11 protein-coding genes are annotated in these 14,526 nt (G+C 67.0%); 4 read left to right on the forward strand and 7 right to left on the reverse strand.

Going from position 1 to position 14,526, the window contains the following annotated elements:
* Positions 1-10 precede the first annotated feature (10 nt).
* The 4 genes from pta to HMPREF9062_RS05025 all read right to left on the reverse strand — a co-directional run bounded on the left by pta (position 11) and on the right by HMPREF9062_RS05025 (position 6,288).
* Positions 11-2,062: a phosphate acetyltransferase gene (gene pta, locus HMPREF9062_RS05010; protein WP_009748966.1), complete on the reverse strand. Its 2,052-nt coding sequence runs from the start codon at positions 2,060-2,062 to the stop codon at positions 11-13.
* Between the two features lie 216 nt (positions 2,063-2,278).
* Positions 2,279-3,460 (reverse strand): NosD domain-containing protein, encoded by a 1,182-nt coding sequence (locus HMPREF9062_RS05015; protein WP_009748967.1) that lies wholly within the window; start codon positions 3,458-3,460, stop codon positions 2,279-2,281.
* Between the two features lie 237 nt (positions 3,461-3,697).
* Positions 3,698-4,933 carry a glycoside hydrolase family 32 protein gene (locus tag HMPREF9062_RS05020; RefSeq protein WP_156789974.1) on the reverse strand — a complete coding sequence of 412 codons (1,236 nt, stop codon included), beginning with the start codon at positions 4,931-4,933 and terminating at the stop codon, positions 3,698-3,700.
* On the reverse strand, positions 4,933-6,288 hold the full coding sequence (locus HMPREF9062_RS05025; protein WP_009748970.1) for a glycoside hydrolase family 172 protein: 1,356 nt from the start codon (positions 6,286-6,288) through the stop codon (positions 4,933-4,935). The genes HMPREF9062_RS05020 and HMPREF9062_RS05025 overlap by 1 nt, the downstream gene beginning before the upstream one ends.
* Before the next feature lie 186 nt (positions 6,289-6,474).
* Between HMPREF9062_RS05025 and HMPREF9062_RS05030 the strand changes: the two genes are divergently transcribed.
* The 4 genes from HMPREF9062_RS05030 to HMPREF9062_RS05045 all read left to right on the forward strand — a co-directional run bounded on the left by HMPREF9062_RS05030 (position 6,475) and on the right by HMPREF9062_RS05045 (position 10,700).
* Positions 6,475-7,482, forward strand: coding sequence for a LacI family DNA-binding transcriptional regulator (locus HMPREF9062_RS05030; protein ID WP_034253778.1), 1,008 nt, complete (start codon positions 6,475-6,477; stop codon positions 7,480-7,482).
* 104 nt (positions 7,483-7,586) lie between these two features.
* Positions 7,587-8,906, forward strand: coding sequence for an ABC transporter substrate-binding protein (locus tag HMPREF9062_RS05035; RefSeq protein ID WP_009748972.1), 1,320 nt, complete (start codon positions 7,587-7,589; stop codon positions 8,904-8,906).
* A gap of 64 nt (positions 8,907-8,970) precedes the next feature.
* Positions 8,971-9,840 (forward strand): carbohydrate ABC transporter permease, encoded by an 870-nt coding sequence (locus tag HMPREF9062_RS05040; protein ID WP_009748973.1) that lies wholly within the window; start codon positions 8,971-8,973, stop codon positions 9,838-9,840.
* Complete coding sequence (locus HMPREF9062_RS05045; RefSeq protein WP_009748974.1) at positions 9,837-10,700, forward strand: carbohydrate ABC transporter permease; 864 nt, start codon at positions 9,837-9,839, stop codon at positions 10,698-10,700. Before HMPREF9062_RS05040 ends, HMPREF9062_RS05045 begins: the two co-directional genes overlap by 4 nt.
* Before the next feature lie 92 nt (positions 10,701-10,792).
* Here HMPREF9062_RS05045 and HMPREF9062_RS05050 read toward each other — a convergent pair whose 3' ends face one another.
* The 3 genes from HMPREF9062_RS05050 to iolG form a co-directional block, all read right to left on the reverse strand.
* Positions 10,793-11,791 (reverse strand): sugar phosphate isomerase/epimerase family protein, encoded by a 999-nt coding sequence (locus HMPREF9062_RS05050; protein WP_009748975.1) that lies wholly within the window; start codon positions 11,789-11,791, stop codon positions 10,793-10,795.
* A 91-nt stretch (positions 11,792-11,882) separates the two neighbouring features.
* Complete coding sequence (locus HMPREF9062_RS05055; protein WP_009748976.1) at positions 11,883-13,103, reverse strand: Gfo/Idh/MocA family protein; 1,221 nt, start codon at positions 13,101-13,103, stop codon at positions 11,883-11,885.
* 319 nt (positions 13,104-13,422) lie between these two features.
* The gene (iolG, locus tag HMPREF9062_RS05060) at positions 13,423-14,412 is read right to left on the reverse strand and encodes an inositol 2-dehydrogenase (protein ID WP_009748977.1); all 990 of its coding nucleotides are present in this window, start codon (positions 14,410-14,412) and stop codon (positions 13,423-13,425) included.
* Positions 14,413-14,526 lie beyond the last annotated feature (114 nt).

The following is a 14,526-nucleotide window of genomic DNA, read 5'->3' on the forward strand; positions in this document are numbered from 1 at the left end:
CCTCGCGGCGTCAGTTCTGCGCCTGGACGGCGGTGATGGCGACGGTGTTGATGATGTCTTCGACCAGCGCGCCGCGCGAGAGGTCGTTGACCGGTTTGTTCAGACCCTGGAGGACCGGACCGATGGCGATCGCGCCCGAGGAGCGCTGCACGGCCTTATAGCCGATATTGCCGGCGGACAGGTCGGGGAAGATGAAGACGTTGGCGCGACCGGCGACCACCGAATCGGGCGCCTTCTTGGCGGCGACGATCGGGTCGATGGCGGCGTCGTACTGGATGGGGCCCTCGACGGCCAGGTCGGGAGCCTTCCCGCGCACGATCTCGGTCGCCTCGCGCACCTTGTCCACGTCCGCGCCCTTGCCCGAGGTGCCGGTGGAGAAGGACAGCATGGCCACGCGCGGGTCCACGCCGAACTGCCGGGCGGTCTGGGCGCTGGAGATGGCGATGTCGGCGAGTTCCGCGGCCGTGGGCTCGGGGTTGACGGCGCAGTCGCCGTAGACCAGGACCCGGTCCGCCAGCAGCATGAGGAAGACCGAGGAGACGATGGCCGTGCCCGGCTTGGTCTTAATGATCTGGAAGGAGGGCACGATCGTGTGGGCCGTCGTGTGGGCTGCGCCCGAGACCATACCGGCGGCGTCGCCCATGTGGACCATCATGGTCCCGAAGTAGGACACGTCCTGGACCTTCTCGCGGGCCTGTTCCAGGGTGACGCCCTTCTTGGCTCGCAGGCGCGCGAATTCGGCGGCGTACTTCTCGAGCAGTTCGGGGTCGCGGGTGGAGACGACGCGGGCCGCGGAGATGTCCAGGCCCAGCTCACCGGCCCGGGTCCGTACGGCCGTCTCATCGCCGAGGAGGACCAGATCCGCGATGCCGCGGCGCGCGATGGCGTCGGCGGCGCGCAGGACGCGGTCGTCATCGGGCTCGGGGAGGACGATGGTCTTGCGGTCGGACCTCGACCGCTCGATGAGCTCGGCCTGGAACATGATCGGGGTGACGACCTCGCTCGGTTCGACCTCGATCGCGGCCAGAAGCGCTTCGACGTCGGCCTCCTGTTCGAAGGCGGTGACGGCGACGTCGACCTTACGGTCCGAGCCGCGGGCCAGCTCGCCGATGAGCGAGCCCGCCGTGGAGGCGGCGGCGAAGGTATCGAGCGGGGAGGTGATGACCGGCAGGGGCATCCGCAGTCCCTCGATCACCCGCAGGGCGTGCGGGGCGAGGGCGAACCCGCCGTTGAGCACGAGGCCGGACATGCTGGGGAAGGAGGAGGAGGCCTGCGCGGCCGCGAGTGAGATCAATGCGGCGGAGCGGTCGGCCGGCACGATGACGAGCTGCCCCTCGACGAGGCGCTCCAGGACGTGGGAGACATCCATGGCGGCGACGAGGACGGATTCGGCCTCCCGGTCCAGAAGGGCCTCGTCGCCGCAGATGAGGGTGCCGTCCAGGGCTCGGAGGACCTCGCGCACGCTCGGCGCGCTCAGGAGGGGGATGTCGGGCACGGTCGTCGTCGTGACCCCCTCGATGTCGGCGATCGCGGCGGCGATGGCCTCGCGGGTGTCGGCCGGGCATTTGTTGGCGACGGCGGCGACGGTCCGGGCGTGGCCGTTGGCGATCTCTGCCACCGAGACCTTGATGCTGGTGCGCACGTCCTCGGGGGAGCCCTTCCCGGCGACCACCAGGAGGACCGGGACGCCGATGTTCGCGGCGACGCGCGCGTTGAGGGCGAGTTCGGGGCTGCCGGCGACATCGGTGTAGTCCGAGCCGTCGATGATGATGACGTCGTGGTCGCGGGCCAGCGCGCGATAGGAGGAGACGATGCGTGAGAGCGCCTCCTCGGGGCCCGCGTGATATTCGTCCCAGGTCACGCCGATGCAATCCGCGGCCGACGCGCTTGAGCCGGAGCGTGCCAGGAGCAGGGAGAGGAAGGGATCGTCGCGCGAGTCGGCGAAGGGACGGAAGACGCCGACCTTCGCGACGACCTTGGTCAAGGAGGAGACCAGGCCCAGGGCCACGGTCGACTTGCCGGTTCCGGCACTGGGGGAGGCGATGTAGATGCTGCGCGCCACGATGTGGGTCCTTTTCGCGTTCCGACGACGGACGGGTCGCACCGGACTCCTCCGACACGCCCTGGTCCGATTGTGCCTCTACACGGCGGCGCGTGCGACCAGGGACCGGAGCTGTTCGGCCTCGCGGCTGTGGGAACCCGCACATGGAGGCGGCGTCGCCCCGCATGGGGCGGCGCCGCGGCGTGCTCGGCGCGGTCCGCGTGGGACTGCCCTGGTTCAGGGCATGGGAACGCAGACGTAGTCCTGCGTGTAGGCCTCGACCGCGGTCTGGGGGACCGAGTGGACGATCCGCGTGCCGGTCGTCGACTGGTCGAGGACGATCCGGTAGTCGTCGGTGCCGCATACGTGGTTGCCCATGATGACGTTGTCGGCACCGGACTTCACCAGAACGATCGTCGGAATGGCCGAGGCCGGGCGGCGCAGACCTGCGTCGACCCTGTAGGAGAACAGATTCGAGGATACGAGGTTGTCAGTTCCGCTGCACTGGAGCATGCCGAAAAGGTCATCGTGTCCGTTGTCATTCGAGCTCTCGGTGTCGACGCGGGTGAAGAGGTTCCCGGTGATGAGGTTCTCGTCGCAGGCCCCCTCCATCCATACCATGCCCGGCCAGGAGCTCACGAACTTGTTGGACGCGATGGAGCAGCGGGAGCACTCGGAGAGGTGGACAGAACCATGCCACACGAGGGTGTTCCCCTCAACGAGCAGACCCTCGGCGTGCTCGGCGCGGACGCAGGCCCCCGCCCATGCGGAGATGAGACTGTTATTGGTCACCCGGACGACCTGGGACGCCCCGGTGAGCTCGAGACAGCTCCCGCACTCGGCCGCGAAATTCCCCGTCACCCAGGCCGCGTCCGCTCCCCGCAGGACCATCGCCGTCGACAGGTAGACGAAGCCCATTCCCTCGATCCTCACGGAGTCGCTGTCCGACGCGACATTGATCCCTATCTTCCCGCTCCCGGGCAGATAGGGCTTGCTCGCCTCGACTCCGTCGATGATGAAGTCGCGGAACTCAACGGAATTGATTCTCCCCGCCTGGCTCGGGCTCGCGTCCCGCTTGACGAGGAAGGCCTCCAGGGCGCCGTCGGTGTTGAGGACTCGGATGTGGCTCGCGCCGGGGAGCGTATCCACCCATCCTGTCGTGTCGGACTCGTCACGGATCGCCAGGGACTGGAACCCGTGACCCGAGCCCTTGATCTGGACGTAGCTGATATCGATGACGACCCTGGTCAGCAGGTCGTAGTGGCCCGGTGGAATGTAGATGACGGCACCGGGACGAGTCGTCTGACTCGTCTGCTCCGCGTGCACCTGCGCGAGGATCTCGTTGATGACCCGGCCGATGTCGGTCGTTGCGGGCACCGACGCGGGGAAGGTGGTCACGTCGTAGACGGTGGTGGTCATATCGATGTCTCCTGATTCTCGGACCTCATAGAAGTCCGATGAGGATCGGTGGCGTCGGATCCGATATCGCATTCAGATCCGACACCGCGTCCAGCCCGTTTCCGGTGGCGGACGCAGCTCGGGCGGGGGCGGTCGCCTCCGAGGGCGCAGGGACGGCCATGAGGGCCGACGCGGCTGCGATTGCTCGCATGAGGCGCCGGCGGGGGATTCGCGCGCCGCCCCGTGAGGCCGGGGAATTCATTCGTACTCGCCCCCCTCGTAGGCCGAAGCGGTGAGGCGCCCGCCCTCGACTCCGACGCCGTCGACTGGAGGGATCGGCGACCCGAGGACGTCCCCCGCGCTGAACACCTCCAGCGCAGGACCGTCGAGAAGGACCTCGACCGCCCCTCCCCGAAAGGGCATCGAGCGGGGCGCGCCGCTGCCGAGCCTCAGCGTCAGAACTTTCCCATGGCGGTTGAGGCGGGCCCCCTCGCCCAGGTGCAGGACGCTGCCGTTCGAGGGGCGCCATGACAGCAGCACCGGTCGTCTGGCGGCGTCCGAGGGGTCGCCGGGGCCGAATCGCCTTCGAATCTGCGGGTGGAGGATGGTGCCGAGACGGCCGTCGTCGGTCGCGACGAGCCTGTGCGGCACGCTGAGGCAGCCGGCCCACCCCTGCTCGGCGTCCATGACCTCCCGCATCCAGAACATGAGGGAGGGCCTGCCCTCGGCGTCGCGGAAGACGGAAGGGGCGTAGTACGAGTTGCCGTGGCTCAATCGGCCCCAGGACGTTGCCGAGAACCTCCCCCCGTCATAGCGGCCCAGGCCGTATGCGGCGTAGTGCAGGACGTCGTCGTCCCAGACGGAGCTGATCATCGCCCAGATGCCGTCGACATCGACGAACTGGGGACACTCCCACAGCCGCCCCGTCCAGACGGGCTCGGTCTGCGTGGTCGCGCGTTCGGCTGTGACGCCGTCGTAGGTCCACTCGTGCAGGTTCCGGGAGGTGTAGGTCAGCGCCATCGCATGTCCGTCGCGAGAACCTGCGCCGATGAAGAACCTCCATCCGTCCTTCTCGCGCATGACGAATGGATCGCGGTACGCGATGAGATCCAGGTCCTCAGGGGCCTGGGCGACGATCTCCTCCTTGACCCATTGGTCCCACCGGTCGTCGACCGGGACGGCCCGTCGGACCCGCCCCATGCCGTAGTCGGCGCTGCGCACCGAGGTGTACAGGATGACGGGCCCGTCGTCCGCCTGGGCGAGGCTGCCCGTCCAGATGCCGTCGTCCCCGTCCCCCGGCTCGATGGCGACGGGACGGTGCTCCCAGTGCATGAGGTCGGGGCTGACCGCGTGGCCCCACCGACAGGCCGGGTCGTGGACGAGGGAGTCCGGCACGTACTGGTGGAACAGATGATGGACGCCGTCGCGGACGGTGATCGCATGGGGGTCGTTGATCCAGCCCGACGGCGCGGTGAGATGGATGAGGGGGCGCATCATCGCCTCCCGGCGTCGTAGCGACGGCGCAGATTCCGCGCCTGCTCCGCATTGCCCCGCTCCCAGGCGTCGACGAGGACGCGGCGCTCATCGCGCAGGGCGTCCCTGCGCCGGACGAACTCCTCCATCCGGCGTGCAGCCGCCTCGCGGGCCTGCTTCTGCTCGGCCGTCAGCTCGGGCGCAGTCGCCTCGACGACCTGCTCGACGGGCCGCAGTGGCAGGCGCCGGCCGACGTCGGGAATGGTGAGGACGGGGGAGGGAAGCGTCTGGTACCAGTACGCGGTTGACGACCAGTCATCGGACAGGTGGTTGCCGTGCCCGTGCTCGAAGGTGACCCGGATGCCCTTCGAGAAGCGGATGGGATCGACCATGTGGAATCGATAGGAGTGGTGGAATCCCGGGACGTCCTCCTCGTGGACGATGGTCCCGTTGAATAGGTAGGCGTTGTGCTGCATGCCCCACGCGTGGCCGAGGTAGTCCTCCATCCCGGTGCCGTGAAGGCTCGGGGGCCAGGTGTCGTCGTCGATGAAGATCATGTCATCGCCCTCGCCCCACCAGGAGCCCTGGAAGTGGCGGACGGCCAGGGTCAGGCCGACGTAGTGCCCTCGCCCCCGGGTCTGCAGGGCGACGTAGTTGTTCTTGCCGTCGAGATTGGGGATGGTCGTCTCGATGCTGTTCGCCTGCAGGTTCGGCCCCCACCCGGCGTTGGGCATTGCGCGGCGCCAGTGGGCGTGGAAGTACAGGGTGTCGTCGTCGAGCGGCTCGGGCAGGAGCTCGTAGTCGATGTAGAAGTACTGGAGGTAGGGGACGTCGTTCTGGTTCTCGACGACAATGCGCGCCCGCCTGCCGAAGGGCATTCGGAAGTAGGAGTTGAAGGCGGCACTGCCGCCGAATGTGTGCAGCTCGGGTTCCTTGGCGGACACGGATAGAGGAAGGGAGTCGAAGGAACCGGACAGGGAGTTCATGAGGCCGAAGAAGTCCCCGAGCGGGGCGATGACACTCGGTGTGTCCTGATCGTCCCAGTAGATCGTGAGCACGATTTTGCGGTAGTAGTCGGGGTCAACGACCTCCCAGTTGACGCCGAGCGCGTTGTGGATCTCGAGCATCGGGACGCCGACGGCCGCCGGCGGGATCTGACTCGGGCCCGGCTGAAGACGACAGCATTGAGTCATCCAGATGTGAGTGATGGCGCCCGGGCCCTCGATATCGGCGAGGGTGCGTTTCTCCCCGGGCATGATCAGCCAGTTGTCCTGATTGCGTCCGGTCTGGTCGAAGCTCGAGCACCGACCGCTGCGGGCGTCGCGGGCGCGGGTGAGGTCGTCGAGCAGACCCGCTCGCGCCGTCGTCTGAGACATGAGGGTTCCTTTCATTCCAGGCCACGATGCCTGTCCCTGCGCATCAATGCGTATCGAAACGTTTGCGCGTCGTGTAGGGTGATGGTACGCATCTCATCGAAGCGGTGCAAGCCTGTGCTCGTCCGCCCCGGCGGCGGCCCTGGTGCGCGGGACGGCCGCCCCTCCTCAACGACGAAGAAGGTCCTCATGGTCACGATGGTTCAGGTTGCGCGGATGGCAGGCGTCTCGCTGTCGACGGTCTCTCACGTCGTCAACGGGACGCGGCATGTCGGGGCCGGCACTAAGCGACGCGTGCTCGACGCCATCGATGCGACCGGCTACCGGCAGGACACGCTCGCCCGGGCCCTCAGGCGGTCGCGGACCGACAGCGTCGGCCTCGTCGTCTCGGACGCCGGTGAGCCGGCCTTCACCGAGATGGTGCACGGCGTCGAGCATGCGGTGGCGGAGCACGGGATCACGCTTCTGCTCGCCAACTCCGCCGAGGACGCGGAGCGTGAGCTGCGGGCCGTGAGATCGCTGGTCGAGCGGAGGGTCGACGGCCTCATCCTCGCCAGGTGCGGCTCGTCGTCGGATGACCTGGACGCCTATCTCGCCGCCGGATCGCCCCGCCTGGTCCTGCTCGATCGTTTGCGTGCCGACGCCGACGTCGACCAGGTGGGGGTGGACAACCGCGAGGTGATGGCGCTGCTCGTCGGGCGCCTCAAGGAAGACGGTCATGAACGGATCGTGCTCGTGGCCGGGGACACGAGGGTGCCGACACTTCTCGAGCGCAGACAGGGCTTCGTCGACGCGCTGTCCGCCGGTGAGCTCAAGCGGTGCGCCGTTCTGGAGGGCCGGGACGCCAGGGGGCTGGCGCAGCGTCTGCGGGCGCTTCTCGCCGCCGAGGGCGCCCCGACCTGTATCGTCGCGGGCTCGACGCCGCTGGCGGTCACGTCTTTGTCGGTCATGAAGGAGATGGGGGTGCGGACTCCCGAGGACCTCGCCTTCGCGACCTTCGACGGCTTTGCGCACAACGATCTGTTCTCGCCGTCCATCACGACCGTTGTTCAGCCGGCCTTCGAGATGGGGAGAACCGCGGTGGACCTGCTGCTGCCCCGGATCGAGGAGGCGGGCGAGGAGTGCCTGGCGGCGCGGACGATCCGCCTCCACCAGAGCATCGATTGGAGGGAGTCGACGCAGGACTGGCGCGCCTGAGGTCGGCTGCTTGACAGGGCATGCGGGGACGTCTACCGTGTGGGCATCGACGCGCAAACGTTTCGATACATTATGGTCGCGTCACACATCAAAGGAGATGTTCCGTGTCCTCCCTCATCGGCTCCACGCCCCTTCCCCGCCGCTCCTTCGTCCTCGGTTCATTCGCCGCGGCGGCGTCGGTCGCCATGGTGTCGGCCTGCGGCTCAGGCGGGTCGGGATCATCAGGAGCGCAGACCCTCGCCCTATCGACTCAGAACCCCGATGTCGAGTCCGCCGACCCGGCGACATGGGCAATTCTCCAAGGTTTCGCTGCGGCCCATCCCGAGGTCAGTATCGACGTGTCCGGACAGGCCGTGGCGGAGCACCTCCAGAGCTTGTCGATCGCCGCGCAGTCGGACACCCTGCCGGACATCTTCTGGATCTATCAGCACACCGCTGAGCAGATGTCCTCCTCCGGAATTCTTCTCGACCTCGGGCCGATCGTCGACGAGCTGGGCATCACCGATCGGATCGCATCGTCCACGATCGAGAGTTTCACGAACGACGCCGGACGGCTCTACGGCGTCCCCTATCAGTCCCTCCTCACCGGCCTGTGGTGCAACACGGCGCTCTTCGAAGAGCACGGCGTCGCCATTCCGACGACCTTCGACGAGCTCCTGGACGTCACTCGCACCTTCGCCGCCGCCGGTGTGACCACCATCTCCGACGGGGCGAATCAGTCCTCGTTCTCGGTGTGGTCCTTCCTTACATGGCTATCCCGTTTCGGCTTCGACGAGCGCATCGCGGGCATCCTCGATGGCTCCGACACGTACACCAATGACGATTTCCGGCGTTGCTATCAGCACATCGACGAGCTTCGAGATGCCGGCGCCTTCGCTTCCAACGTGTCCACGCAGACCTATCAGCAGGCCGTCGACTCGTTCGTCAATGGCAGGGCCGCCATGCTGGACGCGGGCGTGTGGGCCGCCGGCGCCATCCAGGCATCGGACATCGCCGGAACGATCGACTTCTGGAAGGGCCCCGAGTTCTCCGACGGCGTCGGTGATCAGAACATCATCATGAACGTCCCCTCCGCCCCCTTCTCGGTCGATCACAAGGTCGGCAAGGATGAGGGGAAGCTCACGGCGCTCAAGGCCTTCCTCGGCTACTACTACAGCGATGAGGCCCAGCAGCTCATGGCGGACAACGGACAGCCCCCGGTCACGTCCTACACCCCCACCATCTCGGATGAGCAGACGGCGCTCAAGGCGGCCTTGGCGGCGGCGACCGCGGACGGGGTCACCAGCCCGCCGGCCCAGCCCGACCTTCTCGTATCGACCTCGGTGGCCAACAGCATGTACGACTCGATCTACGGCGTCATCCAGGGGCAGATGACCCCCTCCGACGCCCTGGACCTCGTCCAGTCCAGCATCGAGTCCGAGTGACACTCGGCGGCGGGCCGACTCGCGCTCGGCCCGCCGCCTCTCACGGAAGAGATGGCACCTCACCATGTCCTGGATCAGCTCTCGCTGGAAGATCACGATCATGCTGCTGCCGGCGCTCGTGTTCTTCACTGCCTTCATCGCCTACCCCGTGCTGTACGCGCTGCGTATCAGCCTGAGTGACTTCGCCGGATTCGGCGAGGCCCGGTTCGTCGGCGTCGAGAATTATTCACGTCTTGCCGACGACCCGTTCTTCTGGACCGCCTTGCGCAATACGATCGTCATTCTCGTCGTCGCAGTGGTCGTGGTCATCCCCCTGTCCTTCGGCTTGGCCCTCCTGCTCGATAGGAGGCTCCCCGCCGTCGGTGCTCTCCGGGCGCTCGTCTTCGCTCCGGCGATCATCGCACCCATTCTCGTCGGCCTTATCTGGGTTTTCATCCTGGATCCGAGCATCGGGCTGGTGAACCGTCTCCTGTCCCTTCTGGGGCTGCCCTCGGTCGAGTGGATCGGAGGAGACACGCTGTCGCCGTACTCCATTGCTATGGTGTTCATCTGGTCGACGGTCGGCTTTACGATGACGATTTTCTACGCTGGCCTCCAGCAGCTGCCCCACGAGGTCATCGAGGCCAGTCAGATCGATGGTGCGAGCTTCTGGCAGCGGCAGCGGCACGTCGTTATTCCGATGATGCGAGAGACCTTCGGGATCGTCCTCGTTCTCGTCATCACCAACGTTTTCAAGATTTTCGAACTCGTGTACCAGCTGACCGGCGGCGGTCCGGTGCACCGTTCCGAGACACTGGTCAGCTACATGTACTTCGTTACTTTCACGAACCAGAAGTACGGTCCGGGAATGGCGATCGCCGTCATCATCTTCGTCCTCGGCGCGGCGATCTCGATCGTCAACCTTGTTCTCAATCGCAGCAGGAGTAACGCATGAGCATCGCGAACACCGCATCTCCTCGTCGCCGTCGGGGACGTCGCACCGCCGTCGTCGCGGGTGGTGCCGCCTACCTCGTCACCTTCCTCATCATTCTGCCTATTCTATGGATCATCCTGCTGTCGTTCCAGCCGAGAGACCGGATTCTGTCCTCCCCGTTCTCCCTCGATGCGCTGACGACGGACAATTACCGCCGTGCTCTTGAAATGCTGCCCCTGGCGCGCATGTACGCCAATACCATCTTCGTAGCAGTGGTGTCCGTGACGGTCGGTGCGGTGATCTCTTTCATGTCGGCGTTCGCGCTCACCCGCATGGTGTTCCGCCGCCGCCGATTCCAGTCGGCGCTGAGACTCTACCTCCTGGCGGGCCTCGCGGTCCCCGTCTACATCCTTCTGTTCCCGATCTACCGAATTGTTCTCGCCATGGGGCTGTTCGGCACCTGGGCCTCCCTCATCCTCCCGTACGTCGCCGTGACGATCCCATTCAACACCCTGCTCTTCACCGGGTTTCTCAAAGAGTTCCCCGACGAGCTGGAGGAGGCCGCGATCATGGACGGCACCGGTCTGACACGGTTGTGCTGGTCGGTCGTTCTCCCGGTCATGAGGCCCGTCATCGCGACGATCTTCATTTTCAATATCGTTTACGTGTTCAACGAGTTCCCGTTCGTGTCAATCCTCATCAACGACTCCGACATGGCGACCCTGTCCCTGGCCGTTTCGAAATTCCAGGGCCAGTACGTGGCCGACTACGGCGGTATGATGGCCGCCGCGACCCTCGTCCTGCTGCCCCAGCTGATCATCTACGCCGTTTTCCAGAAGCAGGTCATCGCCGGCCTCACGGCCGGCGCCGTCAAGGGATGATCTTCTTCGGCCGAGATGCGCCGCTCGTCCTCCTCGTCGCCTCCCGTCCGGCGTGTTCCGGTCCCGAAGGCCGGCCGGGACCGGGTACGGTCTCACAGCCGGCGGGCGGCCTCGAGCAGATTCTTCGCGGAGATCTCCAGCCCCTCCACGTTGCCGTACTCGGCGTCCTCGTGCTCGATATTGACATTCATGTCCGGGTCTACCTCGGCGATAACGCGCAGGAACTGCGCCCAGTAGTCGGTGTCGTGACCCAGTCCGAAGGCGACGAAGCGCCAGGCCGGATCCTGGGGCCACGAATTGCACCAGTAGCCGTAGGCCACGGGGGTCTTGTCCTCGGCCTCGGCGGGGACGTGGCCGAAGTCAGTGTCCAGGACCCCGCGGTAGGCCGCGCCGGGGAGAATTCTGGTGTCCTTGGCATGGACATGGCCCACCAGGGCGCCCAGTCGCCTGGCGGCGACGATGGGCTCCATCTGCTGCCAGAACAGGTGGGAGGGGTCCATGTTGACGCGCAGGTTCGTCGCTCCGGTCTCCTCGATGAGGCGCTCGAAGGCCGGGACGTTGAAGATCAGGTTGCGCGGGTGCAGTTCGAGGCAGACTCGAACGTCATTGTCTCGGGCCAGAGCGTCGATCTCCTTGAAGAAGGGGACCACGACGGACCACTGGTAGTCGAGGATCTCCATGTCGATGCCGTTCCACGGGTTGACGACCCAGGTGGGATACGTCGCCGTCGGATCGGTGCCCGGGGTCCCGGACATGGTGACGATCTCCTTGACATCGAGCAGGCCCGCCAGGCGGATGGCGGTTCGGATGTCCTCGGCGTGCTTGAGGCCCTCGTTGGGCAGGGGGGAGGTGGGGTTGCCCGAGGTGTTGAGGCCGGAGAGGACCATGCCCCGCGTCTCGAAGATTCCCAGGTAGTCCTCGCGGGCGGTCACCGAGGTGAGCAGGGAGTCGACGGGGCAGTGGGGAGAGGGGATGAAGCCGCCGACATTGACCTCCGCGCCGGTCAGGCCGGCGGCCGTGAGGACATCGAGGGCCTCGGGCAGAGAGCGATCCTGGAGGCAGGCGGTGTAGGCGCCGTAGGTGAGTGCCATGAGTGGATTCCTTCGTTTTCTGATGTGAGCGGTGATCGTTCTACGACGGCGGTCGGTCGGGGCCCGCGCGCGGGTCGAGCGCGGGCCGGATTCACTCGCCGAGTCCGCAGACGTCGATGACGGTTCCGTTCGCAGCGGCGGAGCGGGCCACGGCGTCCGCGATGAGCATCTCGCGGTATCCGTCGGCGAAGGTGGCGCACGGCGGCAGGGCGTCTTCGCTGTTCGCACCCGCGATCTGCTGGAGGAAGGCGTGGGCCTGGTAGGTGAACTGCTCGATCTGGGTCAGGCCGACTCCGTCGAAGGCCATGGAGGAGCCGCGGGCGAAGTAGGGGAAGGAGGGGTTGACCAGGACGCGGCGGGCTCCGCCCAGGTCGGCGGGGGAGTTGGCGTCGTCGATCTTGATCTCGCCGCATCGGGCCAGGTCCCACGAGGCCCGCCCCCTGGTGCCCAGGACATCGATCATGAGCGAGTTCGGCAATCCCCAGGCCACGCGCGAGCAGGAGAAGGTGCCCACGGCGCCGGAGGCGAAACGCGCCGTGAAGGTGGCGATGTCGTCATTCTCGACCTTTTCGTAGGAGATGGTCGCCCGATCGGTCCCTGCGTCGAGGGTGGTGCCGCGGGTGACGTGCTCGGTGGCGACCGGGCGCTCGGCGATGGAGGTCATCATGGCGGCGCCCGATACGCTGACGATGGGGCCGCAGATGGTCTCGGCGGTGTCGATGAGATGGCTGCCGACGTCGCTCAGGGCTCCTGAGCCCATAGGGCCCTTGTAGCGCCAGGCCATGGGAGTGGACGGGTCGACGCCGTAGTCGCACCAGTAGCGGCCGTCGACGTGGTTGATCTCTCCGAGGTGTCCTCCGGCGACGAGGTCGGCGAGCTCGGCGACGGCAGGGTTGCGGCGGTAGGTGAAGCCGACGGCGGTGACGACGTCGGCCTCCTTCTCGGCCGCGGCCATGGCGCGAGCGGACTCCAGGGTGTCGGCGAGCGGCTTCTCGCATAGGACGTGCTTGCCCGCGCGGATCATGGTCTCGGCGATCTCGCGGTGCAGGGCGTTGCCGACGACGATCGAGACGATATCGACCTCGGGATCCTCGGCGACCTTGCGCCAGTCGTCGACGGCCTGCTCATAGCCGTAGCGCTGCGCGGCGTCCTCGGCTAAGGGCGGGTGGGCGTCGGCGATGGTGCGCAGGCGGACCCTGGGAAGACCGAGATCGAAGACCGTGCCCGCCTGTCGCCAGGCGTTGGCGTGGGTGGTGCCGGCCATACCGGCACCGATGACGCCGACGGAAAGAACATCGGGGGTGCTCATCATTGTCCTCTTCGACAGTGCGGCGGCTGTATTGTTAACGCGCGTGAATGACGATGCGCCCCCAGTGTGTGTCATGGACTTTGACCTGTCAATGCTGTCGTGAGCGTTCCGGGGCGAGGCGGCCGGACGGCGGGGTCGGCGGCGCGGCCCCGCCGTCCGCACCGGCCTCATCGAGGTCGGCTGCATCGTGGGGCAGGCCTTTCAGGCCGAGCTGGTCGACGGGCTGTGCGCCGCCGTGGACACCCTCGAGCCTCGGCTCGACGTGCGCGGCTCGTCGGCGGGCGGAGATCGACGATGACTCCCGCCCGCCGTCGCCGGCCCGTCAGGCGACGGCGACAGGCCTGCCGGTGCGGGCGGACTCGGTGGCCGCCTCGGCCAGGGCCAGAGCCTTGACGGCGTCGTCGACGCCCGTCGGAGTCGGGGCGCCGGTCTCGACGGCCTCGATGAAGGCCGACAGTTCCAGCCGGTAGGCGTCGGCGTAGCGCTCGAGGAAGAAATCGAGGTAGGGCTCCTGGGCGTCGGTGACCTCGGCGTTGGACAGGCGCACCGTCGTGGAGCGGATGTTCTCGGCCAGCAGTGCGCCGTCGCGCCCTGATGCCTCCAGACGCTGATCGTAGCCGGAGGAGCAGTGGCGGTTATTGATGATCGTGGCCACCGCGCCGCAGGCCGCCTTGAGCGTGACGACGGCGGCGTCGAAGTCCCCGGCCTCCTCGATCGCCGGATCCAGGTTCTGGCCGGCGGCGTAGACCTCGGTGATCTCGCCCAGGAAGAAGCGAGCGGTGTCGAAGTCGTGGATCGTCATGTCGCGGAAGATTCCGCCGGAGACCTTGATGTAGTCCACCGGCGGGGCCGCGGGGTCCCGGCTGATGATGGTCAGCTGCTCGAGCTCGCCCACCCGACCGTTCTCGACCGCGGCGCGCATGGCCGCGAAGGACGGGTCGAAGCGACGGTTGAAGCCGAACATGACCGGGGACTTCACCGCGTCGAGTTCAGCGCGGGCCGCCTCGACGTCCTTCATGTCCAGGGCGATCGGCTTCTCGCACAAGACGGCTTTGCCGGCTTCGGCGGCGGCCAGCAGGTGGGGGATGTGCAGCGCAGTGGGGGAGCCGATGATGACGGCGTCGATCCCGGGATCGGCGAAGACGTCCTCGGCTCGCTCGCACGCCCGGGTTCCGTATTGATCGGCGAGGGTCCGGGCGGCGTCGCCGACGGGGTCGCATACGAGGGCCAGGGCGGCATCGGGGTGGGCGATGATGGTCTTGGCGTGGACGTGGCCGATACGGCCAGCGCCGATGACGGCGATATTCAGCATGTCAGAACTTCCTTGTGGCGAGGGGTGCTGGATCGGTGGGGGCGGTTGACTGGCGGCGCCTCGTGCCCAGACGGGCGGTGACGCGTATCAGCACCCGACCCGAAGAGAAGAATT

The sequence above is a fragment of the Actinomyces sp. oral taxon 448 str. F0400 genome, assembly GCF_000220835.1.
GTDB lineage: Bacteria > Actinomycetota > Actinomycetes > Actinomycetales > Actinomycetaceae > Actinomyces.

Coding starts and splice junctions, on each gene's coding strand:
- HMPREF9062_RS05015 (WP_009748967.1), bottom strand. CDS start 3,460: ATGACCACCACCGTCTACGACGTGACCACCTTCCCCGCGTCGGTGCCC.
- HMPREF9062_RS05020 (WP_156789974.1), bottom strand. CDS start 4,933: ATGCGCCCCCTCATCCATCTCACCGCGCCGTCGGGCTGGATCAACGAC.
- HMPREF9062_RS05025 (WP_009748970.1), bottom strand. CDS start 6,288: ATGTCTCAGACGACGGCGCGAGCGGGTCTGCTCGACGACCTCACCCGC.
- HMPREF9062_RS05030 (WP_034253778.1), top strand. CDS start 6,475: ATGGTCACGATGGTTCAGGTTGCGCGGATGGCAGGCGTCTCGCTGTCG.
- HMPREF9062_RS05040 (WP_009748973.1), top strand. CDS start 8,971: ATGTCCTGGATCAGCTCTCGCTGGAAGATCACGATCATGCTGCTGCCG.
- HMPREF9062_RS05045 (WP_009748974.1), top strand. CDS start 9,837: ATGAGCATCGCGAACACCGCATCTCCTCGTCGCCGTCGGGGACGTCGC.
- HMPREF9062_RS05050 (WP_009748975.1), bottom strand. CDS start 11,791: ATGGCACTCACCTACGGCGCCTACACCGCCTGCCTCCAGGATCGCTCT.
- HMPREF9062_RS05055 (WP_009748976.1), bottom strand. CDS start 13,103: ATGATGAGCACCCCCGATGTTCTTTCCGTCGGCGTCATCGGTGCCGGT.
- iolG (WP_009748977.1), bottom strand. CDS start 14,412: ATGCTGAATATCGCCGTCATCGGCGCTGGCCGTATCGGCCACGTCCAC.